Origin of the sequence: Vibrio jasicida 090810c (genome assembly GCF_002887615.1) — a bacterium.
GTDB lineage: Bacteria > Pseudomonadota > Gammaproteobacteria > Enterobacterales > Vibrionaceae > Vibrio > Vibrio jasicida.
On the sequence record NZ_CP025793.1, the window covers coordinates 2,188,494 to 2,214,755 of the forward strand.

Consider the following 26,262-nt stretch of genomic DNA (forward strand, 5'->3'; position numbering starts at 1 on the left):
ACCCGACTACTATCCACAACTATACAGCTGCCATCACGCAAGTCAGAACCTACACTGTTTCGAGTGATTAAAAACTATGCCATTGGTCTCAATCAAAACGTCATCAGACATCTGGAATGAGCACTTATCTTCAAGCATTTTTCTCAGAGCTCAGATCCGAAACTTCGATTGTTTGGCGCATTCCGAATGATTCAGAGCACAAACAAAACGGACAAATCGTTCCAAAAACAGAACACCAAAATGCGAATTATCCTAAGCTAGGCGCAATAGTACATAGCAGCTATATTTTATTTTTAGCTACTGTGCCTACAAAGGGCGCTAAAGCATAAGATTGCTAAATGATTGAGATGAGATAACTTTTGTGACATAAATCTCAAAACAGACTTTAACAGAACAACCTTCGCTTTCATAAATTAGATTTCTTATCGTGACGATTAGTTTTTTTTATCGATAGCCACATAAGCACCAGAAACTGAAGGTTTTTTGTTTTTATTGGCGAAAAAATTTACAGTCACCAGACATTGAGGTAGGAAAAAACGCACAAAAAACACAGCCTACAAAAAGCAGGCTGTGAACTAATTGCTTTAAATCTTGTCGGAAACCGCCAACGTTGCCGCCAATACATCTTGGCCAAACAGCACACTACGTTCCGGAGACCAGCCGTAAAGTGGGTCTGGATGGTTGTTATTGTCTTTGAATGGCATTTCAATGGTGTAAGACAAACACTTGAATTGCTCTGCCACCCAGTTAGAGCCAACGGTTAGGTTCGCTTTACCCGGTTCATCTTTATCGTAACCGATCTCGTCTTGGAACTCTGGTGTAATCGTCAGAAGTGCTTGTTTAAACGCGTTTTCCAACTCAGCCATGCCTTCGTCATAAGAAGGAATACCTTCAGAGCCCGCCACGAAGTTGTACGGGATAGCTTCATCACCATGAATATCTAGGAACATATCCACGCCAGTTTCTAGCATGCGCTCACGAACCAAGAAGACTTCAGGACTCTTTTCCATTGATGGCGTTTGCCACTCACGGTTTAGGTTTACGCCAACCGCGTTAGTACGTAGGTGACCACGCACACCGCCGTCTGGGTTCATGTTTGGTACAACGTAAAGTACTGCTTTTTCAAGCAATGCACGTGCAACCGTGTCGTTCTCATCAAGCAGACGTTGGATCATGCCTTCCATGAACCATTCCGCCATCGTCTCACCTGGGTGCTGACGTGCAATCATCCAGATTTTCTTTTTGCCTTCTTCTGGTTCACCGAAAGTAAGCAAGCTCATGTCATTGCCATCTAGCGTATGGCCAAGCGTCTCTAGTTGGCAGTGGTGCGCGCTTTGTGCCATGTGTAACAGGTCTAGGTGACGGTCGTACGTGTAAGGTGCAAAGTACGCAAAGTAAATTGAGCTGCGCTCAGGGATAACAGTGAAAGTCAGCGTGTCGCCATCGAACTCTGCCGGTACTCGGAACCACTCTTCACGATCGTAAGACGCAACCACGTCGTAACCTTGCCAACCTTCAGGGTAAGCCGATTTCGCAAGATCAAGAAGTTTGATGGTGTGTGATTGCTCGGCTTCTGTCTCTAGACGGAAGTGGAACCACTGGTAGAATTCCGACATGTTGTCGTTAGGAATTTTGAGTTGGATGTCGTTTTTGTCGTCCGCTTTCACTACGTGAATGCTGCCGCTGTCAAAGTTGCTGAATACTTTCATTTTATTACTCACCTTTTGCATCTGAGCTTGAAAGACTGAGGCTAACACAAAGGGAAGAGGTGCCTCTAACACTTTCACTTCTTCCCTATCCGTTTGCGATCAAAATATTCAGTTTAGTCGAGCTTATCCGCTTTGCCTGCTGGTCCTGCGAGTTTTGCTAGCCACTTATCCCAGATGAATGGCGTCTGCTCGTTATCTTCTGCTTCCTCTTTTCGACGTACCGCGTTGCGTACCATCATTGCTCCTGTCCATCGGAATGGCTCTGGCGGGAAATGCCCCAACGGCCCTTTGGCTAAACCGCTTTTCGTCCATTCATTCTCGATTCCGAATACCAACGAAGATAAGATCTTTCCGCCCATTCGAGTCTGCGCTACCCCATTACCCGAATAACCAAAGCCATAAAAGATATTGCTTTGGTTATCTAACTCACCGAAGAATGGAAAACCAGTTGCGGAGCGATCTGAACCGCCTGTCCATGAATAAGCGAACTCAGCCCCTTTCAAACGCGGGAACAACTTATCGAACGACTTACGCAGTAGATCTTGATAGCGCGTTGGCTTGTTGAACATCGCGTTGACTTGGTTGTTGAAAGAGAACTGATTGCCGCCTTTCCCCAACATCAAACGGCCATCTGGCGTATCTCGGTAATAGTGGACGAAGATACGTGAATCCAACACGCTAGAACCTGACTGCCAACCAGATTGAGTCAGCGCGTCACCAAGCGGTTTGGTGATCACCATGTCGGAAGAAACCACCACGATACTGCTTTTGAATTGCTTAAACTGCTCCACCATCCAAGCGTTTAATGCCAACACCACCTGCTGCGCTTGAATATTCCCTTTAGGTGTAGAAACAGTAGCAGGTTTTCCATAATCTAAACGCGTCATCGGCGTGTTCTCATAGATCTCAACACCCAACTCCATTGCGACGCGTCTTAATCCTCTCGCCAACAAAGCAGGCTGAACACTGGCTGCAACCGGAGAGTGAAAGCCTTCTATATTGCGCGGCGATCCTGCATTGGCACGCAATTCCTCAGATTGACAGCGGCGCCAGCTGTTCACATCTAGACGCTTTAACTCGTCTACCACTGGCTGCATTCCCCCCGTCTGAGACTGATTGGTCGCCGTGTAGTAGACGCCTTTTAACGACAATTGCGCATCGATATTGTACTGCTGACAGAATTCGTCAATCTCCAATACCGCTTGCTCCGATTCCTTCACCAACCACGCTGCGTGTTCTTCACCAAATAAACGCTTTAATGTAGGGAACTTAGTCGACCATGTCAGCATGCAACCGCCATTAGCCCCGGAAGCACCGCTACCGCACAAGCCTTTTTCAACCACTATTATGTGTTTCTCCGGCGATTGTTGCTTGATCATGATTGCCGTCCAGAGCCCAGTGTATCCACCACCAACAATGGCGACATCAGCTTGGATATTTTGTTGAAGTGGTTTGGCGGTTTCTGGTTGCTCGGCTTCAAGCGCTTGCTTAAACCAATATGAAGGGTGAGTCATTACGTATCCTTTGTAAGTGTGCGCATACAATGTTGCTTTGTTGCCACTTTACAAACGATCCAAATCATCAACGAGCTAGAAAAACTGACGCTGAGCGTTAGAAAATATTAAACCTAAATTAGTCATTTATTTCATTCACCATAATTATGTATATTAAAATAATAAAAAAGGGGAGCAAAACTCCCCAAATTCAATAAGAATAAATATATGGCAACGATAATATTGAAAACAAAATATTTTGCTAGCGAGTAGATGTATTAACGATTACCTGGCTCACGCATGCGGTATTCATATTTCACATTCAATATTGGTTGATAGGCAATCTGACCGTTATCTTGAAGAAACTCATCAACGGTAACTTTTGCATTAGTAATGGAAAACGACTGACGGTCTACCATATCAAATGCACTCTTAAACTCATCTCGTAGCTCTTTAGAAGACTTGCTTTGGTAGTTTTTAATCATTTCAAAACCCATGTCGTAGGCAGCTTGCTTACTATCCACAACATTACCTTGGATCGTTTTGCTGTTATTCGTCCATTGGTAACCACCAGCGAATGCCGCGACAGGAGTGGCAGTTAATACGATAAGACTGACTAGAGAGATTAAACGTTTCATAATATGCTCCTTACTTACCTTTTAAAATATCGAGTTCCAAATACTCGATGAATGTAGGTTACGTATAGAGACCTTTAGCTCGTCAAATTAATTTCAAAAAACATTCAATTATTTTTCAAGTTATTTTTAATTAAACGTAAGGCATAAAACTGCCATTTATTATTCATAATAAAAATATCTTAAAAAGCAGTCACTAAATAGCTTTTATTGTCTTATAAAGAAACCTTTATGGCTACTTTGCCACTCAGCCATGACACTCCCTTACCAAGCCATACAATACCTCTTGCCCCTTTTCTCTTAGAATCCTGCACAAACGAACACCGTTCAAAACGATCGTAATGGCACTGCGTCTGACACCAGAACACCACCTTTTGATGCCTCGGCGTCCTCTTTATCTTTTGGTGTTTTTCGACCATGACCAACAAGGCACTGCACAGATAACGAACTTAGGCTCGCCGAAAAGCCAGTCTGGAGTGAAATGACATGAATAAATCTATCCTTCATCACAGCAAAACCATTTACTCAGACGAGTACGCTGAGATCTATCACCCTATTTGGACATACCGCGCTAAGTTTATCGCGCGTGCACTGTTCTATCGCAAGTCATTCAACTATCTGGCGGACAATATTGAGGCGTCACTTCTAGAGATGCTTTGTTCTCGTACGCATCGTTTCTTAGAAAAGCCATTTCGTCCGTATATCGTAAAAAATAGCCCTGCGATTGATCGTTCAGCGCTTGTGGTTGATCACTACAACACTGTGTCGGAACTCGTCTCGCCTGATCTAATGAAACAGATCTATACCGATGCCAAGGGGCTCACTCTGATGACCTTTGAGATCGAGGATATTCTCTACACGGTCAAATTGGTTTATGAAGCTCGCTACCAAAAAGAAGGCGACATGAGCTTGGTATTACACAGCCAAGAAGATGGCCACTTCTATACTCTGTCGTTCACATTGGGACACGAGAACGGCGCTCGCAGCATCATGATTGGTGGCTTACAAGGCCCACGCAGCAACGAAAATAGCAATGAAAAAATCAAAAAGCTGACTCGTAAATTGTACGGTCAACGCCCAAAAAGTTTGATGGTCAGTCTGCTGGATCTTCTGGCTCAGATTTGGGGTGTTGAAACCATTCTTGCAGTGAAAACCCAGTCACACACTTATGCCGCTAAACGTTATAGCAAAGGACGAATCAAAACGGATTACGATGCATTGTGGAAGGAACTTGGCGGTACTGAGTACGATCGCAACTTCTACTCACTCCCAGTGAATGCTCCGCGTCGTGATATTGAAGGTATGTCGCGATCTAAACGTTCGATGTACCGTCGTCGTTATGAATGGCTAGACAACACCAAAGCAACATTCGAACAAGTACTAAGAAACTAAAAAAGCTAAAAGGCTAAAAAGCTGAGGAGAAACGTTCATGCGTTATTCATTCGTTGCTGCTCTGGTGTTGTCGACTCTTTCCCTATCGGCGAACGCTAGTACAAGCCAGCACATCATAGGCACGAACCTAGGTTATGGCGGTGTAAGCTATGACGCCCCCGCAAGTGAAGAATCCGGTGATATGTTTCTTGGTGAAGTTTATTACCGATACATGCCGACGCAAAACTTCGGGATTGAAGCGGGCTTCAAAGGGGCGTTTGATGGTATTGGTTCAACGCTGTTAAGCCCAATTTCAGAGGTTACCGACACGAGCTTTTCTGGCCCACGATTAAGCGGTTATGCCAGCTATCCACTTGGTGCCGGTTTCGAACTTTATGGTAAAGCAGGTATGACGCTCTACACCCTTGAGTACACTTACAAGGTGAATGGACAGAGCCGAAACATTGAACACACTAGCGTTGGTGGTGAAGCAGCAGCAGGATTAGGATGGAGCTACAAGCACTTTGGTTTAAACGCAGAGTATGTGTACTCAAAGAACAGTGATTTTGATTCTGGTGGCGTGATGTTCGGCGCTCAATTGCGTTTCTGACGTCCCTTATACTCCTACCCCTTCCCCAAAAACTAAAAAAGAAAAAGGCAGCGATGGCCTGAGTCGCTGCCTTTTTCTTTCATCAATACGAGTCAGTTCGTCAACGCAAGAATGATCCCCGCCACGATCGAAGTAACGCCAAGCCCTCGGGTGAGATACCATTTCTCAGACAAAAACCAAATCCCCATAAACAATCCAAACACAATGCTGATTTGCCTTAGTGCTACGACCAAGCTCACGTTGTCGGTCATGGTCATCGCAAACAGCACCAAGCCGTAGGTGGATGCCATCATTACCCCTGCCATGCTGGCTGTTTTGCGGATCTGCCACGCTGTCTTAATCTCATCTGGCTTGCCCATAACTAAGCACCATACAAGGGCTGGAATACCAATCGCCCAAAACTGCACGCCCAAGTAGAAGATTGCACTGTACTGATCATTCAAGATCTCTGATGCTTGTCCTGTGAGTAAACTCAGCGCTTCTTTATCGACTACCGAGTAACCCGTTGTGCCTATTGCGGCAATCAATGCCCAGAACACACCAACGTTCAAATAAGAGCCCAATGTCATCTGACGAAAATTCGTCAGTGGTACCAGCATACAACCAAGAGTAATTAGTAAGAATCCAAGCCACTGCTGACTAGATAATTCATGTCCCAATGCAACACTGATTGCGCCGACCATCATCACAGGCAGTGCCCGAGCAATCGGATAAACCACCCCCACATCAGCGTGCTTATAAGCGACAATCAAACCGACCAGATAAACCATTTGTGAAATGCCGCTAATGAACAGCAATCCCCAAAATTCACTCGGTAATGATGCCCAGCCAATGGTTACCAAATACCAAATCAAATAAGGGGTAAGGATGAAACATGCAGAAAAGCTGGCCGCCATGGTAAACGCGAGCCCAGAGCCAGAATTGCTTTTACCAAGGATATTCCAACCCGCATGGAGAACAGCAGAAAAAACGACGAGACCAATCGCCAACAAATCCATTTCAATGTTCCTGTCTGAATAAAATAAAGGCCCCGAGATGGAGCCTTAGATAATCCACTTAACGATTGAGTTCCGCCAGAGATTCAATGCTGATGGCATCGTGTCGCCAATACTCGATATCGCAATCAATCAACTCGCCGTGTTGGTTGTAGTTGATGCGCTCGACCACCATCGCTGGCGTACCGGCTGTCGCGCGCAATGCCTGAGCCATTTCACCTAACAAAGTGCTGGTTGAAATGCGGTATCGAATCTTTTGATATGTAACGCCATAATGATCGCGATAAATGTCCGTCAGTGAATTTGATAAATCGTAGTCCAGCAGGTTCGGAAACAGCTCTGGGCGAATGTAGTTTGTTACGAATACCACAGGTCTGTCTTCAAGGTATCGCACACGGTCGACTCGATACACGTCCGAGAAAGGTTGCAAGTCCAGCAAGCGCGCCGCTTGTTTGTTTGCCAACGTTCCTTTTGCTGCGACCAACTCCGTTTTTGGCACGCGATTTTGCGCTTTCGCCATGTTCGGGAAGTTCAGCGTTTGGGTTGGGTCGTAACGCAATGGCTCAGGTGAGATAAACCAACCTCGGCGATCTTCGCGATAGATTCGACCTTCCGCTTCTAGCAATGATAAAGCTTCACGCAGAGTGACGCGTGTAGTATCGAACGACTCCGCCAACTTACGCTCTGCTGGCAGTTTTTGACGCGGCGATAGCATGCCCGCTTCAATCTGTTCAACAATCGAATCTTTAATTTTTACGTATTGCACGAAGTGTCCTTATCTTTTGCGCCAAGCTTGTGTGCGATTCTCTAACAATTTACCCAAAGTCATCTGAACAGTCTTCGCAATTGCGGCAGCAATCATGATCATCACAGCCATCGCTGCTGCAGCGCCAGTTTGACCTGCATCGTCCATATTCAGAATTGAGACCGAAGCCGGAATCGTATCAGTTGAGTAAAGGAATACTACCGCAGAAGTGGTGGTCAATGCATTAACAAACAAGTAAGTCGCAATGTCCAAAATCGCAGGTAAACACACAGGTAATGTCACTTTAAAGAACAACTTGTATTGAGGAAGCTTCACCGATGCCGCCGTGGCTTCAATCTCCGATGGCAACTGCTTTAGCGCTGTCAGGGCGGTCATGTGACCCACTGTGTAGTAATGCACTACCGTGTTAATCACCAAGAATGCCATGGTGCCATAAAGTACGTTCAGAGGATTGTTCGCATCGTTGAAGTAAAAGATGTAACCCAAGCCAAGCACCATACCCGGAACCGCCATTGGCACCACGCTAAGCATTTGCATCACCTGACGAATTGGACCAAACGCACGCCCTTTCTCAATGCAGTAAGCACCGACAAAGATAATGGCTGTACCAATAACTGCCGTCCAACCTGCCAGCGTTAGCGAGTTGAAGAATGGGCTCCAACCGTAAGTGCTCATTTCGGCAAAGTTGTAGTTGTTTAGCGTCAGCGCTTTGTTCCAAGGCCAGAACGTAACTAACGAGCCATACACCGCCATGCCAAGCACAGCCAACACTGCGATAGAAATGATGCTGCAGTAAACCAAACAAATGCTGTCGCGCCCTTTGTTGGGCTCTGGCTGATATGGCACCGAGCGAGTGTCAAATAAGCTCTTTTGTTTTTTCTGTACCCAGCGGTCTGCGCCGAACGCCATTACCGCAGGGAATAGAAGCATAATGCTTGTCACCGCACCCATGGCAAAGTTTTGCTGTCCCACAACTTGTTTGAAGATGTCAGTCGCCAAAACGTTGTAGCTGCCCCCAATCACTTTCGGCACACCAAAATCCGTGATAACTAGCGTAAAGACGACGATAAGCGTACTGATCAAACCGTATTTCGCCGCAGGTAACGTCACCATAAAGAAAGTTTTGATGGGTGAAGTTTTAAGTGCGCGGGCTGCTTCATACAAACGGGCATCTGAAGTGCGCAGTGAAGTGGTCAAAATCATCAATGCATGAGGGAAGGTCCAGAAAATCAAACCCATCGAGATACCAATCACGCCATAAATCGAGTTTCCTAACAGTATCTCTTTAGCAATGCCTTGATTGCCGAAAAGGAAGATCAAACTGATCGCCGGCAACAACGAAGGCGCAAGGATCGGCGCAGTACCTAGAATTTGAAACAAACCTTTAAACGGCATGCATGAACGAGTCAGCGCGTAGGCATAACCGAACGCAAGCACACCCACTACCGAGGTCACTATCACGCCCAAAGTGAAGGTGTTGCCCACTGACACCCACAAGCTTGAAGAGGAAAAGTATGTCGCAAAGTTTGCCAATCCGACAAATTCGCCATTGGCATTTTGCACACTCTTGGTCAACATTGCCCAAAGCGGCATTAAGATGAACAACACCATCATGGTCGACAAACCAGCAAGCAAACCAAACAACACAAGGTTGTCGCGGCTAACACGTCCGAGTAAGGATTTTGCTTTGTCTTGTGTGGTCAGGCTATTCATCGTCATTGTCTTCGCATCCATGTTTACACCTACGCTGCTAGCGCTTTATCAACCGAGGGCACGGCGTAACCATGCAGCCCTTCTTCAGCAAACTGGATGTAACGTACATCGCCCGCCTTGATATTGAGTTTTTGAACCGTTTCCACAGGCACATCCACGACGATGGTTTTCGTTGAGCTGTCGTTTTGCAATACGCAATCAATGCGGAAAAACGCCCCCAAAAACTCGGTTGCCGTAACTCGCACAGGTAAAGAGTTGGTGTAGTTTTCAACGAACTTGATGCTTTCAGGACGCACCGCAAGGTCGAAGCGATCACCACGTTGGATCTTACGATTGGTCAAGCTTGGCGCTGGCATTAGGGTTTCCGCAATGCGCACTTGGGAGTCGGTTGCGACTGAAGTTTCTATAAAGTTCATGCTGCCGACAAACTCAGCGACAAAGCGCGTAGCTGGTTGTTGGTAGATCTCTTGAGGTGTGCCGACTTGCTCAATCACACCATGGTTCATTACCACGATACGATCCGCCATCGACAGCGCTTCGTCCTGATCGTGCGTAACCATGATGGTGGTGATGCCAAGCTTACGTTGCAGCTTACAAATCTCGTCACGTAAGTGAACACGTACTTTTGCATCCAGCGCTGACAGCGGCTCATCAAGTAACAGTAGACCCGGAGACAACGCTAATGCGCGAGCGAGTGCCACACGCTGCTGTTGACCACCAGAAAGTTGGTTAGGAAATTTCTCGCCGGAGGTTGGAAGACCAATGGTTTCTAACCAATAATCCACCTTCTCTAACGCTTCTTTGGTCGACATGCCTTGGTTCTTCAAACCCACCGCAATGTTCTCTTGCACAGTTAGGTTCGGAAACAGCGCGTAAGATTGGAATACGATGCCGAAATCGCGCTTCTCTGGCGGTAGGAATGTGGTCTCTTGACCGTTTTGAAAAATCGCACCAGACGTTGGCAAGTCTAAACCTGCAATGGCACGTAGCAGAGTGGTTTTACCGCAGCCAGAAGGACCAAGAAAACAAACAAACTCGCCCTTTTCAATCGCTAGCGAGATTTTCTTTAATGCAGTGAACTGTCCGAATTGCTTCACTACATTTTCGATATTTAGGTAATGTTGGTTAGTTGACATAACACACGCTCCAAATGGTATATACCAACTTTAGTTTTGGAGTGTTACGTTCCAATGACAAATTTATAGCCAGAAGATGACAAATAGATGAAGGGCGATGAGGTTTGTTTCTACGCTTGCAACCCCCTCCAACTCCCCCTTTTCTTGACATGATTTGCCAAGCATTTGAATGTGGTTATCAAGGGGGAGAGCTTTTCTTTGCTGCGGTGAGCTCCGTGCTTTCCCAACGTCATTCTGAAGGAGCCTAGGCGAGTATTCAGAATCTACTTGAAGCGCGTTGGATGTTGCATTGTGAATTAAATTATCCACCAATGCAGAACCAGTCCCTCCCCTTTACCAGCACGACTATTATAGTTTCCCGAAGTTGAAGCCAAGGGGAGGTTAGGTGGGGTTGGTGGTTTAACGTTGAGTTATGTGCTTCCAACCCCCTCCAACTCCCCCTTTTCTCGACATGCTTTGCCAAGCATTTGAATGTCATTATCAAGGGGGAGAGCTGTTCTTTGCTGCGATGCGCTCCGTGCTTTCCCAACGTCATTCTGAAGGAGCCTAGACGAGTATTCATAATCTACTTGAAGCGCGTAGTGATGTTGCATTGTGAATTAAACTATCCGCGAATGCAGAACCAGTCCCTCCCCTTTACCAGCATGACTATTATAGTCCCCCGTAGGTAAAGCCAAGGGGAGGCTAGGTGGGGTTGATGGTTTAACGTTGAGTTAGGTGCTTCCAACCCCCTCCAACTCCCCCTTTTCTTGACATGATTTGCCAAGCATTTGAATGCGGTTATCAAGGGGGAGAGCTGTTCTTTGATGCGGTGAGCTCCGTGCTTTCCCGACGTCATTCTGGAGGAGTCTAGGCGAGTATTCAGAATCTACTCGAAGCGCGTTGGATGTTGCATTGTGAATTAAATTATCCGCGAATACAGAACCAATCCCTCCCCTTTACCAGCATGATTGCTGTAGTCCCCCGAAATTAAAGCCAAAGGGAGGTTAGGTGGGGTTGGTGGTTTAACGCTAGGTTCGGTGCCTACAACCCCCTCCAACTCCCCCCTTCTCTCGACATGGTTTGCCAAGCATTTGAATGCGGTTATCAAGGGGGAGATCTGTTCTTTGCTGCGGTGAGCTCCGTGCTTTCCCAACGTCATTCTGAAAGAGCCTGGGCGAGTATTCAGAATCTACTTGAAGCGCGTTGGATGTTGCATTGTGAATTAAACTATCCGCGAATGCAGAACCAGTCCCTCCCCTTTACCAGCATGACTGTTGTAGTCCCGCGAAGTTGAAGCCAAAGGGAGGTTAGGTGGGGTTGGTGGTTTAATGCTAGGTTCGGTGCCTACAACCCCCTCCAACTCCCCCTTTTCTTGACATGATTTGCCAAGCATTTGAATGTGGTTATCAAGGGGGAGAGCTGTTCTTTGCTGCGGTGAGTTCCGTGCTTTCCCAACGTCATTCTGAAAGAGCCTAGGCGAGTATTCAGAATCTACTTGAAGCCCGTTAGATGTTGCATTGTGAATTAAACTATCCGCGAATGCAGAACCAGTCCCTCCCCTTTACCAGCATGACTATTGTAGTCTCCCGAAGTTGAAGCCAAGGAGAGGTTAGGTGGGGTTGATGGTTTAACGTTGAGTTAGGTGCTTCCAACCCCCTCCAACTCCCCCTTTTCTTGACATGATTTGCCAAGCATTTGAATGCGGTTATCAAGGGGGAGAGCTGTTCTTTGCTGCGGTGAGCTCCGTGCTTTCCCAACGTCATTCTGAAAGAGCCTGGGCGAGTATTCAGAATCTACTTGAAGCCCGTTGGATGTTGCATTGTGAATTAAATTATCCGCGAATGCAGAACCAATCCCTCCCCTTTACCAGCATGACTATTGTAGTCTCCCGAAGTTGAAGCCAAGGGGAGGTTAGGTGGGGTTGCTGCTTTAAGGCTTTTGACTCTCGCCTCTTCTAAAAACAAAAAATCCACCTCAACCGAGGTGGATTTCAATATTCAAATCAAAGCAAATTCAATTAAGACTTTGGCTCTGATTTCGCGTCGAACTTCTCAGACCATGCAGCTAGGATTTCTGCACGCTTACTGCCCATTTGCGCGAAGTCCATCTTCGCCATGTTCTCTTGAACGTTCGGGAAGTTAGACACGGTCGCTTTCACTTCTTTATGTGCAACCACTGGGTACATTTCTACGTAAAGCTCGTTTGCTGCTTTAGAGATTGACCAGTCGACAACACGCTTCGCTGCATCCGACTCTTTTACTAGACCAACGGCTTCTGATTCCCAGCCGATGCCTTTTGGTGTGATTACCGCTAGTGGTGCACCTTGTGTTTTCAGCTTCGCGCCGCGGCTTGCCATCGAAATACCGATAGCCACTTCACCCATACCCGCTTGAACACATGGTTTAGAGCCCGAGTGCGTATAGTGTGCAATGTTCTTATCTAAGTCACGCATGTAGTTCCATGCCTGATCTTCTCCCATGTTTTGTAGCCAAGCAGAAACCTGCATATAGCCAGTGCCTGAAGAAGCTGGGTTCGGCATTGCAATGTGACCTTTGTAAACCGACTTTGTTAGGTCTCCCCAAGACGTTGGTTTCGGTAGGTTAAGTTGTTTCGCTACCGCTTCGTTGAAACAAACTGCGTTAAAGAACGCATCGTTACCGAACCAAGCTTGGTTTGATTGAGGGTCGTTTAGATTCGCATGCAGCTCTTCCAAACCTTTTGGTGTGTAAGGCTTAAGAAGACCTTCATCTTTAAGCAGTGCCATTGACGAGCCAGCAAGACCCCAAACCACTTCCGCTTGAGGGTTGTTCTTTTCTGCCAGCAATTTCGCCGTCATGATACCGGTTGAATCGCGAACCCACTTAATCTTGATATCTGGGTTATCTTTCTCAAACGCAGACTTGTATTTCGCAAGAATGTCAGTTTCGAAAGCGGTGTAAACCGTGACTTCCTGTGCTGCCATTGCATTCGTAGCTAGCAGAGAAACAAGTGCAGCCAGCGATCCTTTCATCAAACGGTTTTTCATCATTTTCTCCAGTTAATTTGGCTAAGCTTTAATTTGGTCTGTACCAGTTGACGATATACACCCTACTGAGCCTTTATGACGAATTCATGACCATTAAATGGCAGTTTTACGAAAATTATCGATGAATAATCGTTCAATTGATCCGCCATTTTCTGGATATTAAAGTTTTATGAAATTGGATATTCGCCTATTTACTGCCCTTTTCTTCCTAGCTAGAGTGAACTTGAAATTTGGTGTAGACCAATTAGCCTATTCTGATGGAAATCGAGATGAAAAACGAATACCTACTACTGACTCCAGGTCCTCTATCTACTTCTGAAACGGTACGTAAAGCCATGCTTAAAGACTGGTGTACTTGGGATGATGAATACAACAAAGACGTCGTAGAAGTGATCCGCACTAAGCTTGTAAAACTGGCGACGGAGCAAGACGGCTACACCAGCGTACTAATGCAAGGTAGCGGCACCGCATCAGTAGAAGCGACGATAGGCAGCGCCATTGGCAAAGATGGAAAATTGTTGGTTGTCGACAACGGTGCTTACGGTGCGCGTATCGCTCAGATCGCTGATTACCTAAATATTCCATGCCATGTAGTTTCCCCAGGCGAAACATCACAGCCACACTTGAACGAGGTGGAAACTGCATTGGCATCGGATCCTGCGATCACACACGTGGCGATTGTTCACTGTGAGACAACCACTGGCATGCTTAACCCAATTGAGGCATTTGCTTCTGCGGCAAAAGCACACAGTAAAGTGGTGATTCTCGATGCCATGTCGAGCTTTGGTGGCATTCCTATTGATATCGCCGACCTAGGCATCGATTTTATGATCAGCTCTGCAAACAAATGTATTCAAGGCGTGCCGGGCTTTGGCTTTGTGATTGCGAAACAAACTGAGCTCGAAAAGTGCCAAGGTCAAGCGCGTTCTTTGAGCCTTGATCTTTACGACCAATGGCATTGCATGGAAATGAACCACGGCAAATGGCGTTTTACGTCTCCAACGCACACGGTTCGCGCTTTCTACCAAGCATTGTTAGAGCTAGAACAAGAAGGCGGAATCGAAGCCCGTCACGACCGCTACCAGACTAACCAGAAAACACTGGTTGCAGGTATGCGCTCTTTGGGGTTTGAGCCACTACTGAGTGATGACCTTCATTCGCCAATCATCACTTCTTTCTACTCTCCGACGCACAGTGATTACCAGTTCAAAGCGTTCTACACACGTTTAAAAGAGCAAGGTTTTGTGATTTATCCGGGTAAGGTATCGAACGCAGATTGCTTCCGTATCGGCAACATTGGCGAAGTTTACCCAGCAGATATCGAGCGCTTAATCGGTGCAATTGAAAAAGCAATGTACTGGCAAGTTGCGTAAAGCAGCCTTCTGATTGAGAGAGCGTTATGACTCAGAATATCAAACCGACCCATTTCCGCAGCGAAGGCGATGTCAACACAACACCAGCGCGCCAAGCTTGGAATGCATCGATGGACGACGAACGCACGCAAGCATTATTGAAGCGTGATTCGGAGGTCTTTCTTCATCAAGCCATGTCGACGCCTTGCTTAGATACCTTGGAAGCAGCAGAAGGCATCTACATCCAAGATGCCACCGGCAAAAAGTACATGGACTTTCATGGCAATAACGTCCACCAGCTAGGCTATGGTCATCCGCATGTGATTAACCGTGTGCAAGAGCAAATTTCCAAACTGCCGTTTTCACCACGTCGTTTTACCAATGAAACTGCGATTGAATGTGCCGAAAAACTCACCCAAATCTGTGGCGGCGAATTGAACCGCGTGCTGTTTGCTCCGGGTGGCACATCTGCGGTTGGTATGGCTCTTAAATTAGCACGCCACATCACGGGCAACTACAAGGTGGTGTCGTTGTGGGACTCCTTCCACGGCGCATCATTGGATGCCATTTCAGTAGGTGGCGAAGCGTGTTTCCGCCAAGGTATGGGACCATTAATGGCAGGTGTTGAGCGCATTCCACCAGCGGTGTCTTACCGCGGTGCTTTCCCAGTCGCGGACGGCAGCGATGTGCATTACGCCGATTACCTCGAATACGTGATTGAGAAAGAAGGCGGCGTGGGCGCGTTTATCGCAGAAGCAGTTCGTAATACCGACGTACAAGTGCCGAGCAAAGCCTACTGGAAACGCATTCGCGAAATCTGTGACAAACACAATGTCATGTTGATCATCGACGACATCCCGAATGGCATGGGTCGCAGTGGTGAATGGTTTACCTACCAAGCCTATGACATCGAGCCAGATATGCTCTGCATCGGTAAAGGTTTGGGCGGAGGGTTAGTGCCTATCGCTGCCATGGTAACCAAAGACAAATACAACACTGCTGAGCAAATCTCCATGGGTCATTACACTCATGAGAAAAGCCCTATCGGTTGTGCTGCAGCACTGGCAACCATGGAAGCCATTGAGCAAGACGACTTGCTAGATAAAGCCAAAGCCGACAGCCAGTTCATGCGTGAAAAGCTGCTAGAGATGAAAGCCAAATACCCAGTGATTGGTGATGTGCGTGGCATCGGCATGTTATGGGGCATTGAACTGGTCACTGACCACGAAAGCAAAGCACGCGCGTATGACGAAGCGGAAGCTGTGTTGTACCAATGCCTCAACAACGGCGTGAGCTTCAAGGTGTCTCAAGGTAACGTGATTCAACTCAGCCCACCGCTGATCATCACTCGCGAACAACTAACAGAAGCGTTGGCAATTTTCGAAGAAGCCATCGCCAAAGTGTGTAAAGACTTTAACTACATTTAGGTTTTGTTGACCTTTTGAGCTGATTTTTGCAGCAGTTTGTGGGTTCTTTATGCAAGGCAGAGGCTTTGAGTTGTAGCTGTTCTACCTGATAAGCCGATAACGCAGAAGAAAGGAACCACAAACGCTGCCCGAAGGGTTCGGCTAAAAGCGTTTTACTCTTTGTTGTGAGGTGTTGTGCTTAGAATGACTAGGCTACAAACCTCTCGCCGCGATTAAAACGCTTTTATCTCGAACAAAATTTAACCGCAAAAGGTCAACAAAACCTAGAGTCAATAGACCTCAACAAAAACCCATTTACCCAGAGCGCGGTTCCAACGTGTAGGCAAGCGCTCTAGTAAGCAAGAAAAAGGATTGAACATGAGCAACTCACCAATTCAAGCAGTGATCTTTGACTGGGCTGGCACTATCGTCGATTTCGGCTCTTTTGCGCCAACCAGCATCTTTGTAGAAGCATTCAAACAAGGTTTTGATTTTGATATCAACCTTGAAGAAGCTCGCGAACCAATGGGGCTTGGTAAATGGGATCACATCCAAGCTGTGGGTCGCATTCCTGCGGTTGATAAGCGTTGGAATGATAAGTTTGGTCGCTCAATGACCAGCGAAGACATCGACGCTATCTACGCGGCATTCATGCCTCTGCAAAAAGCAAAAGTGGCTGACCATGCAGACCCAATCCTTAATGCGATTGACGTTGTAAACGGTCTGAAAGACAAAGGCATCAAGATCGGTTCTTGTTCTGGTTACCCTCGCGAAGTGATGGACGTGCTGATTCCAGTGGCAGCGGATTACGGTTACAAACCGGATTACGTGGTAGCAACGGATGACCTGCCTCAAGGTGGTCGCCCAGCACCATTTATGGCACTGAAGAACGTGATTGAGCTGAATGTTACCGACGTTAATGCGTGTATCAAAGTGGATGACGCCGCCCCGGGCATCGATGAAGGTCACAACGCCGGTATGTGGACCGTTGGTCTGCTGCTTTCTGGTAACGAAGCGGGTCTGACATTTGAGGAATACCAAGCTGCGGACGAAACAACACTTAATGCTGCTCGTGAAAAAGCGCGTGCAAAATTGCTCATGAGCTCGCCGCACTACCTCATCGATACGATTGCTGACTTCCCAGAAGTAGTTGCAGATATCGAACGTCGCCTAGCAGCAGGTGAACGTCCGTAATCTTCATCTTCCACCAATAAATGAAAACAAACGCCCCTCACGTGAGGGGCGTTTTTCTTTTTGACGCTATCTTAAAGAGGCTAGGCTTATTGAAGCGTACTTCCATTAGATAGCAGCTTCCTTGTCGGCTCTTGCTCGGTGTATTCGACCGCATCTTGATCCGCGAGCTTATCGACTTCCGCCTGTTCACCCACCACAACCAACACGTGTTGTTTCACCAGAGCGTCGACCACTTCAATGTTGTGCTGACGAAGAAGCGCTCTCACTTCGCTCTCTTTTCCTTCATGATACTTAACAAAGTAACGTGCAGGTTGCTGCTCGGCTTGATCTTGGCGTTCATCCACGAGAGGAAATCCTTGATTGTTTGCCAAGCAGCTTGAGCTCAGTCCGATTGCCAATAGTGCGGTAGCACCTACCGCAGACAAAGAAAGTAAGGTCAACTTCTTCATAGTCACTCCTTATTGAAAGGTCAGAGTCCAACTGTTGATGGTGCCTGTGTCTCTTCTGGCATTGTCCACCGCTTTAAGTTCCCATGTGCCTTGTGATTCAAAACCAGAGAAATCCGCTTGGAAATTGGTTTTAATGTCGTTTGCACCACCACCCGCATTGTCGTGCAGTACTACTTGACCACCGTCAGGTGACGTTAGCGTGACACGAAGATCGCCAATGTAGGTGTGAGTGATATCCAAGTCGATAGTCACTGAACCTGCATCGCCAGAGCGAGCCACATCTAATGGGCTTACGATACCTGCAGAGCTGTTGTCAGGAATCGCTACTGCATTCGAGTTGGTGTAGCTAGAAGGTGCAGAACCGCCACCTGATGAATCGCCCGAACCGTTGTGCGCTGCAACAAGAGAAACACCAGAGTACGCACTGTAGCCGTAAACCAATACTTCATATTGCCCTGCACCAGATACGTTCAAGCTACAGCTTTCGCCATTACCGCCCGCCCATGAACGACAGTCGTAAGTGCTGGTGCTTGGTGTGCCATTAAAACGCACGTAAAGGTCAGCATCACCAGAGCCGCCACTCATGTTGAATGTCGCTTGCGTTGCATCCGCAGGGACGTCAAACACAAATACAGTGCTTGATTTGCTGCCACCAGAAAGCTGCGTCTTCGCCACGCCATTTTCTAGAACGTTGTCGTTGCCAGAGCCGCCGCCATCCGGACCATTACAACCTGCGTCTAAGTATTGTTTCGCGGCTTCAGCATTCACAAGACCGTGACCAGTGCGGTTATCACGACCTGTTACGTCGATGTCCGTTGCGGTCTTGATCAGTGCATTACGTACTTGCGCAGCGGTACAAGTTGGATGGTAGCTCCACACCAAACCCGCAACACCCGTTACGTGCGGCGTAGCCATCGAAGTACCGTTGTAGTACTCGTAGTCTTCACCCTTGGTGGTCGATACGGTTATGTCTTGACCAACATAGCCCAACAGTTCCTGACCGAAGGCACGATCAACCGTCACTGACACAATACGCGCCGCGTTGTTTTGATCGACGAGGAAAGGATTCTGCAAACCCGGTAGCTCAGAGTTACTGTACACAATCGCCGCACTTGCGCCTGCGTTGTAACACGCTTGAACTGCATCGATTTCTGGGTAGTTGCCCGATGATTGGTTACTCACACGCTCGGTCAAACAGATCTTGCCCGACATATCGCCACAGCTGAAGCTGCTACCGGATACATCACAGCTTGCTAGTGTCGCCGTGATGGAACCGGCTACTGGATCAGGACCGTAACTGCCGCCCGATTGGATCAAGCGGTTGTGAGGAACGATGCCACGATCGAACTGGCTAACACCGTTCAAGCGAATGTCTGAAAGCTTACCCTCGCCCACTGTCACCGTAGACAGAATTGCTACACCCGGACCTGCGATTTCAACTTGGTCTGTCGCTTGAGAAAACGCCGCGTGATCACGCTTATCATCCACTGCCGCAACCGACATTACTGAATCGTAAGACGCTGGGTAGCTGTGCGCAGTATTACCATCGTTACCCGCAGCGGCAATCAGCAGCACGCCTTGGTCGTAAATGGTTTGCAACGCGTTTTTCTCCGTCACACTCGATTGGCTACCACCAAGGCTCATGTTGACGACGTTCGCGCCGTTGTCAGCACAAGTTTGTACCGCTTTCACCAAGCTGGATGAGTAGCCCCACCCCGCTTCATTGAACACCTTTACGATGTGCAAATTCACGTTTTGGTTTGGCATAACACCTTTGATGCCTTCCGTGTTGGCAATCGCAGCAATCGTACCTGCTACGTGCGTCCCGTGAGCGTTGTTGTTCCCCGGAACACTCCAAGAGCCGGTACCGCTGTCGTTTGTACCCGACACTCGGTTACCACTCAGATCGTTGTGCGCCAGATCGTAACCCGAGTCGATGATACACACGGTGCGATTCCCTGCGTTCGAGTCATCCAGAAGCTGAGCGTTCACCGCCTCATAGCCCCAAGGGATAGTCTCACTTAACAGATAACGCGGTGGGTCAATTTCAACGTATTCCACATCGCTGCGGTTACGCAATTGCCCCAATTCCGAGTCTTCCATCTCCACGCTGTAGATCGCGCGGTTTCCTAGCTTTTCCACTTTACGCGCTTTGAGCTGATCTAATACCGACTCTTGCGCGATGCGTGGCCCCCAGAATGAGTTCCCACCCAATGCTGAAGGACTGGACGTATCTTCTTTAAATTTGACGATGTATTTGGTCGGCAAGTTAGATTCGTCGAACCCCGTTAGAGGAGCCGCATGCGCTGACATCGAAAATGTCAGTGCTACTGCAACGGCAGACAATGAAAACAAGCCATTTAATTTAGTTGTTGTGTGATGCATTTGCTCTATTCCTTGTTGAGCTGATTTTTATTCACTTTTTACTCATGAAAAGTCATTCAAACCTCATTAACATGAGTTATTCAGCTATAGGTTATTTGTTAAAAAATCCAAACAATTCATTTTATGAATACATAATTGTTAATAAAAGATCATTTAATAAACAGAAATAGTGAACATTTAAAATCAACCAATTTACTTATAAAGCAATTACTTATTAACAAGAAAAGTGCATGTTAAATTAATGTTAGTGAGTAATTATTCTAGATTTTATAAAATTGTTCTATTTACCAAATCTATTGAAATACGATTGCGGTACCAAAATTGACAATTTGAATAATTAGATATTTGACTGAATAGCGTATTTACCCAGAATGAGGAGAGTTGATGAGATAACTTCTCATCTAAATCATGACGATAATCATTATAGAGAGTGAATCATGAACAAAACCATTACGTTACTTAGTGCATTATTACTACCACTCAATCTTGCTCACGCTGCCGAATCAACACTGTCTCCGGAGATGATCAGTGCTTCACAAGTAAGAAGCACACAAGACAAGCAAACTTACACATACGTTCGCTGCTGGTATCGAACTAGTTATTCACACGATGACCCAGCAACTGATTGGGAATGGGCAGAAAACCCAGATGGCAGCTACTTCACTATTAACGGTTATTGGTGGAACGCACTCTCATTCAAAAACATGTTCTATACCGATACGCCACAAAATGTTATCAAACAACGTTGTGAAGAAACGCTCGATCTAGCGAATGAAAACGCCGATATCACTTTCTTTGCCGCTGATAATCGTTGGTCATACAATCATTCGATCTGGAGTAACGATCCTGTAATGCAGCCAGATCAGATCAACAAAGTGGTCGCGTTGGGCGATAGCTTGTCGGACACGGGCAACATCTTTAACGCATCACAATGGCGCTTCCCGAATCCAAATAGCTGGTTCTTAGGGCATTTCTCTAACGGGTTTGTATGGACAGAGTACATTGCTCAGGCGAAGAACCTACCGCTCTACAACTGGGCTGTAGGTGGCGCTGCGGGTGAAAACCAATACATCGCTCTGACAGGAGTGGGTGAGCAAGTTTCCTCTTACTTAGCGTATGCGAAACTGGCAAAAAACTACAAACCAGCCAATACCTTATTTACCCTTGAGTTCGGTTTGAATGATTTTATGAACTATAACCGCAGCGTTCCAGAGGTAAAATCAGACTACGCTGAAGCTTTGATCAAGCTGACGGATGCAGGCGCAGAAAACTTTCTCCTGATGACGCTACCCGATGCCACGTATGCGCCTCAGTTTAAGTATTCCACTCAAGAAGAGATCGCAACTATTCGAGCAAAAATTCTTGAGATGAACGAATTTATCAAAGCACAAGCTGATTACTACTCAGCGCAAGGTTTAAACATCACATTGCACGATACTCATGCACTGTTTGAAGGCCTAACAGCAAACCCTGAGCAACATGGGTTTGTAAATGCAAGCCAAGCCTGCCAAGACATCAATCGCTCATCGGCAGCAGACTACTTGTACAAACATTCGCTACGTTCTGAGTGTGCCTCTTCGGGCTCAGACAAGTTTGTATTCTGGGATGTGACTCACCCAACTACGGCCACGCATCGCTACGTAGCAGAGAAGATGCTAGAAAGCAGTGATCAGCTATCAAACCACCCTTTCTAAGCGGTCTATTAGAACCTCTCAAATATTGAGAGGTTCTGTCCTCTAAATCTCTCTTTACATTCATAGTCTGAGATTGAATTAGCAGGCTGAACTCGGTAAGTTGAAAGAAAAACCAGAGGTCAATGTCGTGCTCGATCATCCATTTACTCAACGCGCTCTTGATGTGATTCGCTCGAAATCCGCAGGAGTACCGCAGTCACATCCTTTCGCAGTGACCATCAACTTTCATCCCGATCGAACCACTTCTGAGGGCGAACCGCTGCTTAAAGCAATAGCCCAAGATGGTAAGCTCAAATCCCAATTTGAAACCGGTACAAGCAACGGCGGACTGACGGCTTACGAAGGTGGGGAGCGTTGGCGTTGGGAGCAGCGCGTGTTTGATGGTGTTTACGACAATAGCCAACCAAATCAACGCCCAAAGTATGGCGCGTTAAACTTCTCTAGTTCAGAAGTTGGCGCATCACCAAGATTTGGTTCTAGCTACTTCTTATTGAAACCAGAGATCAGCAAGCGAGCGACATTTTGTTATCCAGATAGCTTCTTCGAGCCAGAGCACTTCGCCACTATTGAACGCATTCACCCCTTGTTGGATGAGTTAAACGCACAAGCGCCAGACAGGTTGGACGCCTATATCGAAACTCAAATCCACGGCGATTTGCACTTGAAGGAAGATATTCAAGCCTTGGTGCTCGACCCTTCATTTAAAGGCACTGAGGTAGAAGGTTACGCTCGTGAGTTACCAGTTGAGATTCGTTGGCATAGTGGTTTTTGTGTCTCAATAGAAGACATCAATCTTTATCCAGATTATCGAGGACAAGCCATTTTAGACATCGCAAATCAGGTTGCAGAAAATGGCATGCTAACGCCACGCATTATTGGTGAAGCGGTAAAAGTAAAAGCGTTTGACGAGCAAGACTTGAAGAAAGTCTGGCACTACTTAGCGCGATTTGGGTTTGATTATCGACAGACTGGCGATTAAAAGCCACCAGCCCATTTGTCGAAATCGTCGATCACGTTAAGCTCTTGTTGAGTGCGAGGGCGCGGATAATACGGCAGAGCAAGTAACTTCTCTGATGGCATTAACAGCCAATCTGGTGACATCTTCATGCGCACCAACTCTTGCTCATCATCGCGGCGAACAAACATGTAATAGCCATTTGCGTGGGTATTGGCGTAGCTGGCGATTTGCACAATCTCGCCGCTTGGCAGTTTTATTTTGCGTCCCAAAGGATACAAACGATGCAGCGCAAAGCTCACATGCGCATCTTCGAGATACCCCTTTTTAAAACGCGATAAACCAATCGCAGTGGACGTCGTGCGATGAGACCACCCAGCTAGCTTCAACCCTTTGAGAGAGTCTTTGAATGGTTGTCCTTTTGGCTCGCCTTCGTTGGAGATAAATTGCACCGTTAATGCGTCAGCTTGCTCATCTAAAATTTGCAAAAATTGCTCGCCCGTTTTATCTGCCAATAATTTCACGTTACTGCTCCGCCAAGATATGTGAATGGAATACTATAAAGACCTTAACGCAAAGTTCAAGGTCATCTTTTTAATCGTTTTTGCTTGTGATTTACACCCTCTAAAACAAGAATACAAAGCGACAGATTTTATAAATCATGTCAATGTATTGCTTCATAAAACAATGATAACTAGGGATCAGTTTGCTTAGATTATTACAAATAGTCGTACTGATAAATGCGGTCGCGGCAGTGATCGTATTTGGACTTTCTCACTTTGTGCCTCAATTTCAATCGACCCAATTGAGTGACTTTTTGTTTTTTGTCCTCGTCGTCATCTGGGTATTAGCAAAACTGACTTGGGAGGGCGGTATGTATTCTCGTCATTCGCTCCTCGATGATGAATTCACGGATAAAGTGCACTCAATGGTCGACCGTCAGCATTTCGAGACAGACACAAGCAAAAACTATCAGCTTGGGTTTATCTTTTTTATCGCGGGTTTACCATCACTTTTCGTCAATCTTGCTATGATGATTTGGTAACCCTTTAAGGAGCAAAGAATGAATCTAAAACGCTATGTTATGTTGCCTATGATGGCAGCAGCACTATTTGGCTGTGCTCAACACGAATCCGATGACACCGCAAAAATCATGACCGTCAATGTGGGTTCAGAATTGGTGGATTGTGTGGGTGTCGGGCCAATGAAATGCATGGTGGTCGATGGTAACTACTTCTATGACCAAATCGACGGTTTTGAATTTAAATCAGGTTCCGAGTACACGTTAAAAATCAAACGTACTCAGCGATTTACCCCAGAGAATGCACCAGCCGATGCGAGCTTGTATCGATATGAGCTGATTGAAGTGTTAGAGAAGCGATAGCCGTAACATTCACCACCCATAGAAAAGGAAGTTTTATGTTTGGAAATTGGAAACGAAACCGCCAAATTCGTGAGGTAGCAAAGGACATCACGCCAAAACTAGCACTCAAGTATGGTGAGAAAGCAGATTACTCGAAGGAAGAGATCGATTGGGCGCTGAAAGAAAATGGTAAGACAGATGATGCCTTTGCCCTGATCGCATACGGCATGTTGATTAGCCAAGCCGCTTACGTGCCGATGGGCCTAAGCCATGAGCTAGGGGAACATGCTGAATTCCAATCAGAAGTCTCACTTGCCTTATTTGACCAAGCGACGGATCTGGTGAGCGTCAGTGCCTTACTGACTTACGCGGAGATTCAAGACAGCCACAAACAACAGCCCGCTACCGATTCGGATGATTTCGATGCAGATGGTGGAGACTTTGGAGGAGACGGCGGTGGGGATGGTGGCGGTGAATAGCATCACGCCAGCATCTGTGGCGATAAGCACCTGAGGCAATATAAAGCGGCGCTAAGTCATCTCAATATTAAACACGAAAAGGCTCATCGCGAGCCTTTAGCTTATCACCTTGGGTAACTTAGTAGCTTCGTTTTGCTTACACCAAACCTTTCAATTTCGCCAAACCATAAGCGGCGATAGTCACGCAGTCTTTGATTTCACCCTCTATCATCATTTGCTCGAACGCTTCAACGGAGAACGAGCGTGTGATCAAGTCTTCCTCTTCACTGTCTAACTGATTGCCTACTTCAGACAACTCACTCGCGAAGTACACGTGGCAAGTCTGGTTTAAGAACCCATAAGCGATAAACTGCGCACCAACGTACTCCATCTTATTGGCTTGCATACCCGTCTCTTCTCGAAGCTCACCTTTTGCTAGCTCAAGATGATCCGCATCTGGATTTGATTCCCAAGCACCTTGTGGGATTTCCCAACAACGTTGCCCTACGGTGTAACGAAACTGCTGTACTAAGTGAATCACGCCGTTATCGATCGCCAGAATTGCTGCACAGTCTGGCTTGTCGACTACACCGTAGATGCCTTCTGCTCCACTAGGACGTTGGATCTTATCTTCACGTACCGTCATCCATTTGTTTTGATACACCACTTTGCTGTCGAGCTGCTTGATGTCTGCCATGAGAGTCCTTACTGCTTGATTCTTCGAAATTAGTTATTGGATTAGAAGCCATTCTAACGCTGTTTGCGTGTCAGTTTGTAGACGGTTTTCAAAATCAACGCGCTTATTGGTATTCAATATATCCAATCAAAACAATCATTCATCGCAATGATTAGGATGGCGCGAAATGGCAAGTTTTCAATTCGAGGAACTCATATAGTTAACCCATCGACGCAAGGCATGGCTTTGCAAACTTGTTCATTATTGATTGAGGGTTCTTATGAGCGCATCGGATAAAGTCTACGGTTTCAACACTCCACAACGTCTGTTTGTTGGTTATACCTTGGCGGTATTGGTAGACCTTACGGTACTGAACTTCTATGACGAATATTGGGATTTCGTAACCATTGATTCATTTACGATTTCTTTCGCCGCGGCATTGCTGCTTCAGTTGCTCTTGAAGCTGTCTATCAAAGCGGAACACAAAATCGCAGAGTACTTTAAATCGAAGCCGGGTACGGCACCTAAGATTTACCGTGGTATCTCGACTTACGTTATCTTGGTCGGTTCGAAGTTCGTAATGCTAGAAGCCATTAACATTCTGTTCGGTGACAAGGTTGACTTTAGTGGTCCTTGGAACGGTGTCGTCGCCTTCTTTGCGGTGGTGTTTACTATCCTGATTTCAGAAGTCATCGTCGGTAAGATTTACTTCAAACTTGGTGAGAAAGAACAACAAGCACAACGTGAATTGGCTGAAAATAACGCTAGTTAATAAGCAAGCTCGATAAATACAAAACAGCATCGATAGAAACAAAAATGTATGGTCCGCCCCGTTATTGCAACTACAATTTAGTAATAACGGAGTTGGTTTGCGCTAATGTATTCGGAGTCCTTG

Annotated in this window: 23 protein-coding genes; 11 read left to right on the forward strand and 12 right to left on the reverse strand. The window is 46.5% G+C overall.

Annotated features, from left to right (window positions below; translation table 11 throughout):
- Window positions 1–584: 584 nt before the first annotated feature.
- The 3 genes from C1S73_RS27200 to C1S73_RS27210 all read right to left on the reverse strand — a co-directional run bounded on the left by C1S73_RS27200 (window position 585) and on the right by C1S73_RS27210 (window position 3,840).
- Window positions 585–1,709 carry a M14 family metallopeptidase gene (locus tag C1S73_RS27200; protein ID WP_009705048.1) on the reverse strand — a complete coding sequence of 375 codons (1,125 nt, stop codon included), beginning with the start codon at window positions 1,707–1,709 and terminating at the stop codon, window positions 585–587.
- A 113-nt stretch (window positions 1,710–1,822) separates the two neighbouring features.
- Complete coding sequence (locus C1S73_RS27205) at window positions 1,823–3,223, reverse strand: FAD-dependent oxidoreductase (protein ID WP_038868244.1); 1,401 nt, start codon at window positions 3,221–3,223, stop codon at window positions 1,823–1,825.
- Window positions 3,224–3,480: 257 nt separating this feature from the next.
- Window positions 3,481–3,840 (reverse strand): DUF3316 domain-containing protein, encoded by a 360-nt coding sequence (locus C1S73_RS27210; protein WP_038868241.1) that lies wholly within the window; start codon window positions 3,838–3,840, stop codon window positions 3,481–3,483.
- A gap of 483 nt (window positions 3,841–4,323) precedes the next feature.
- On the opposite strand from C1S73_RS27210, the gene C1S73_RS27215 reads away from it, so the two are divergent.
- Together C1S73_RS27215 and C1S73_RS27220 are read left to right on the forward strand one after the other, a co-directional pair.
- Window positions 4,324–5,229, forward strand: coding sequence for a VirK/YbjX family protein (locus tag C1S73_RS27215; RefSeq protein WP_038868239.1), 906 nt, complete (start codon window positions 4,324–4,326; stop codon window positions 5,227–5,229).
- A gap of 37 nt (window positions 5,230–5,266) precedes the next feature.
- A complete protein-coding gene (locus C1S73_RS27220; protein WP_038868237.1) occupies window positions 5,267–5,818 on the forward strand; it encodes an outer membrane beta-barrel protein in 552 nt (183 codons plus the stop codon).
- A 92-nt stretch (window positions 5,819–5,910) separates the two neighbouring features.
- Here the strand turns inward: C1S73_RS27220 and C1S73_RS27225 are convergent, their stop codons facing one another.
- The 5 genes from C1S73_RS27225 to C1S73_RS27255 form a co-directional block, all read right to left on the reverse strand.
- Window positions 5,911–6,816 (reverse strand): EamA family transporter, encoded by a 906-nt coding sequence (locus tag C1S73_RS27225; protein ID WP_038868236.1) that lies wholly within the window; start codon window positions 6,814–6,816, stop codon window positions 5,911–5,913.
- A 58-nt stretch (window positions 6,817–6,874) separates the two neighbouring features.
- Complete coding sequence (gene phnR / locus C1S73_RS27230; RefSeq protein WP_005442366.1) at window positions 6,875–7,579, reverse strand: phosphonate utilization transcriptional regulator PhnR; 705 nt, start codon at window positions 7,577–7,579, stop codon at window positions 6,875–6,877.
- 9 nt (window positions 7,580–7,588) lie between these two features.
- Window positions 7,589–9,313 carry a putative 2-aminoethylphosphonate ABC transporter permease subunit gene (locus C1S73_RS27235; RefSeq protein WP_038868233.1) on the reverse strand — a complete coding sequence of 575 codons (1,725 nt, stop codon included), beginning with the start codon at window positions 9,311–9,313 and terminating at the stop codon, window positions 7,589–7,591.
- Window positions 9,314–9,321: 8 nt separating this feature from the next.
- Window positions 9,322–10,428, reverse strand: a complete 1,107-nt coding sequence (locus C1S73_RS27240) for a putative 2-aminoethylphosphonate ABC transporter ATP-binding protein (protein WP_005432488.1) — start codon at window positions 10,426–10,428, stop codon at window positions 9,322–9,324.
- Between the two features lie 1,999 nt (window positions 10,429–12,427).
- Window positions 12,428–13,438 (reverse strand): putative 2-aminoethylphosphonate ABC transporter substrate-binding protein, encoded by a 1,011-nt coding sequence (locus tag C1S73_RS27255; protein ID WP_102778995.1) that lies wholly within the window; start codon window positions 13,436–13,438, stop codon window positions 12,428–12,430.
- A gap of 266 nt (window positions 13,439–13,704) precedes the next feature.
- Between C1S73_RS27255 and phnW the strand changes: the two genes are divergently transcribed.
- The 3 genes from phnW (at window position 13,705) to phnX (ending at window position 17,387) form a co-directional block, all read left to right on the forward strand.
- On the forward strand, window positions 13,705–14,808 hold the full coding sequence (gene phnW, locus C1S73_RS27260) for a 2-aminoethylphosphonate--pyruvate transaminase (RefSeq protein ID WP_038873158.1): 1,104 nt from the start codon (window positions 13,705–13,707) through the stop codon (window positions 14,806–14,808).
- Window positions 14,809–14,834: 26 nt separating this feature from the next.
- Window positions 14,835–16,214 carry an aspartate aminotransferase family protein gene (locus tag C1S73_RS27265; RefSeq protein WP_038873154.1) on the forward strand — a complete coding sequence of 460 codons (1,380 nt, stop codon included), beginning with the start codon at window positions 14,835–14,837 and terminating at the stop codon, window positions 16,212–16,214.
- 357 nt (window positions 16,215–16,571) lie between these two features.
- Window positions 16,572–17,387, forward strand: a complete 816-nt coding sequence (gene phnX, locus C1S73_RS27270; protein ID WP_038873151.1) for a phosphonoacetaldehyde hydrolase — start codon at window positions 16,572–16,574, stop codon at window positions 17,385–17,387.
- Window positions 17,388–17,473: 86 nt separating this feature from the next.
- Here phnX and C1S73_RS27275 read toward each other — a convergent pair whose 3' ends face one another.
- Complete coding sequence (locus tag C1S73_RS27275; RefSeq protein WP_038873148.1) at window positions 17,474–17,836, reverse strand: hypothetical protein; 363 nt, start codon at window positions 17,834–17,836, stop codon at window positions 17,474–17,476.
- Window positions 17,837–17,845: 9 nt separating this feature from the next.
- On the reverse strand, window positions 17,846–20,221 hold the full coding sequence (locus tag C1S73_RS27280; protein ID WP_038873145.1) for a S8 family serine peptidase: 2,376 nt from the start codon (window positions 20,219–20,221) through the stop codon (window positions 17,846–17,848).
- A gap of 434 nt (window positions 20,222–20,655) precedes the next feature.
- On the opposite strand from C1S73_RS27280, the gene C1S73_RS27285 reads away from it, so the two are divergent.
- Together C1S73_RS27285 and C1S73_RS27290 are read left to right on the forward strand one after the other, a co-directional pair.
- Entirely contained in the window at window positions 20,656–21,915 is a 1,260-nt protein-coding gene (locus tag C1S73_RS27285) for an SGNH/GDSL hydrolase family protein (protein WP_102778996.1), read from the forward strand.
- 127 nt (window positions 21,916–22,042) lie between these two features.
- The gene (locus tag C1S73_RS27290) at window positions 22,043–22,894 is read left to right on the forward strand and encodes a DUF3626 domain-containing protein (RefSeq protein WP_038873162.1); all 852 of its coding nucleotides are present in this window, start codon (window positions 22,043–22,045) and stop codon (window positions 22,892–22,894) included.
- Here the strand turns inward: C1S73_RS27290 and C1S73_RS27295 are convergent.
- The gene (locus C1S73_RS27295; RefSeq protein WP_038873139.1) at window positions 22,891–23,394 is read right to left on the reverse strand and encodes a hypothetical protein; all 504 of its coding nucleotides are present in this window, start codon (window positions 23,392–23,394) and stop codon (window positions 22,891–22,893) included. The two genes, C1S73_RS27290 and C1S73_RS27295, sit on opposite strands and share 4 nt — an antisense overlap.
- A 182-nt stretch (window positions 23,395–23,576) precedes the next feature.
- Between C1S73_RS27295 and C1S73_RS27300 the strand changes: the two genes are divergently transcribed.
- Genes C1S73_RS27300 through C1S73_RS27310 form a run of 3 tightly spaced genes read left to right on the forward strand, consistent with a single transcriptional unit; the run spans window position 23,577 to window position 24,712 of the window.
- Complete coding sequence (locus C1S73_RS27300; RefSeq protein ID WP_038873136.1) at window positions 23,577–23,915, forward strand: hypothetical protein; 339 nt, start codon at window positions 23,577–23,579, stop codon at window positions 23,913–23,915.
- An 18-nt stretch (window positions 23,916–23,933) separates the two neighbouring features.
- Window positions 23,934–24,254 (forward strand): DUF4377 domain-containing protein, encoded by a 321-nt coding sequence (locus C1S73_RS27305; protein WP_038873133.1) that lies wholly within the window; start codon window positions 23,934–23,936, stop codon window positions 24,252–24,254.
- 35 nt (window positions 24,255–24,289) lie between these two features.
- Entirely contained in the window at window positions 24,290–24,712 is a 423-nt protein-coding gene (locus C1S73_RS27310; protein WP_038873130.1) for a hypothetical protein, read from the forward strand.
- A 136-nt stretch (window positions 24,713–24,848) separates the two neighbouring features.
- Here the strand turns inward: C1S73_RS27310 and C1S73_RS27315 are convergent, their stop codons facing one another.
- On the reverse strand, window positions 24,849–25,388 hold the full coding sequence (locus C1S73_RS27315) for an NUDIX domain-containing protein (protein ID WP_038873125.1): 540 nt from the start codon (window positions 25,386–25,388) through the stop codon (window positions 24,849–24,851).
- A gap of 259 nt (window positions 25,389–25,647) precedes the next feature.
- On the opposite strand from C1S73_RS27315, the gene C1S73_RS27320 reads away from it, so the two are divergent.
- Window positions 25,648–26,139 (forward strand): hypothetical protein, encoded by a 492-nt coding sequence (locus tag C1S73_RS27320; RefSeq protein WP_005442324.1) that lies wholly within the window; start codon window positions 25,648–25,650, stop codon window positions 26,137–26,139.
- Window positions 26,140–26,262 lie beyond the last annotated feature (123 nt).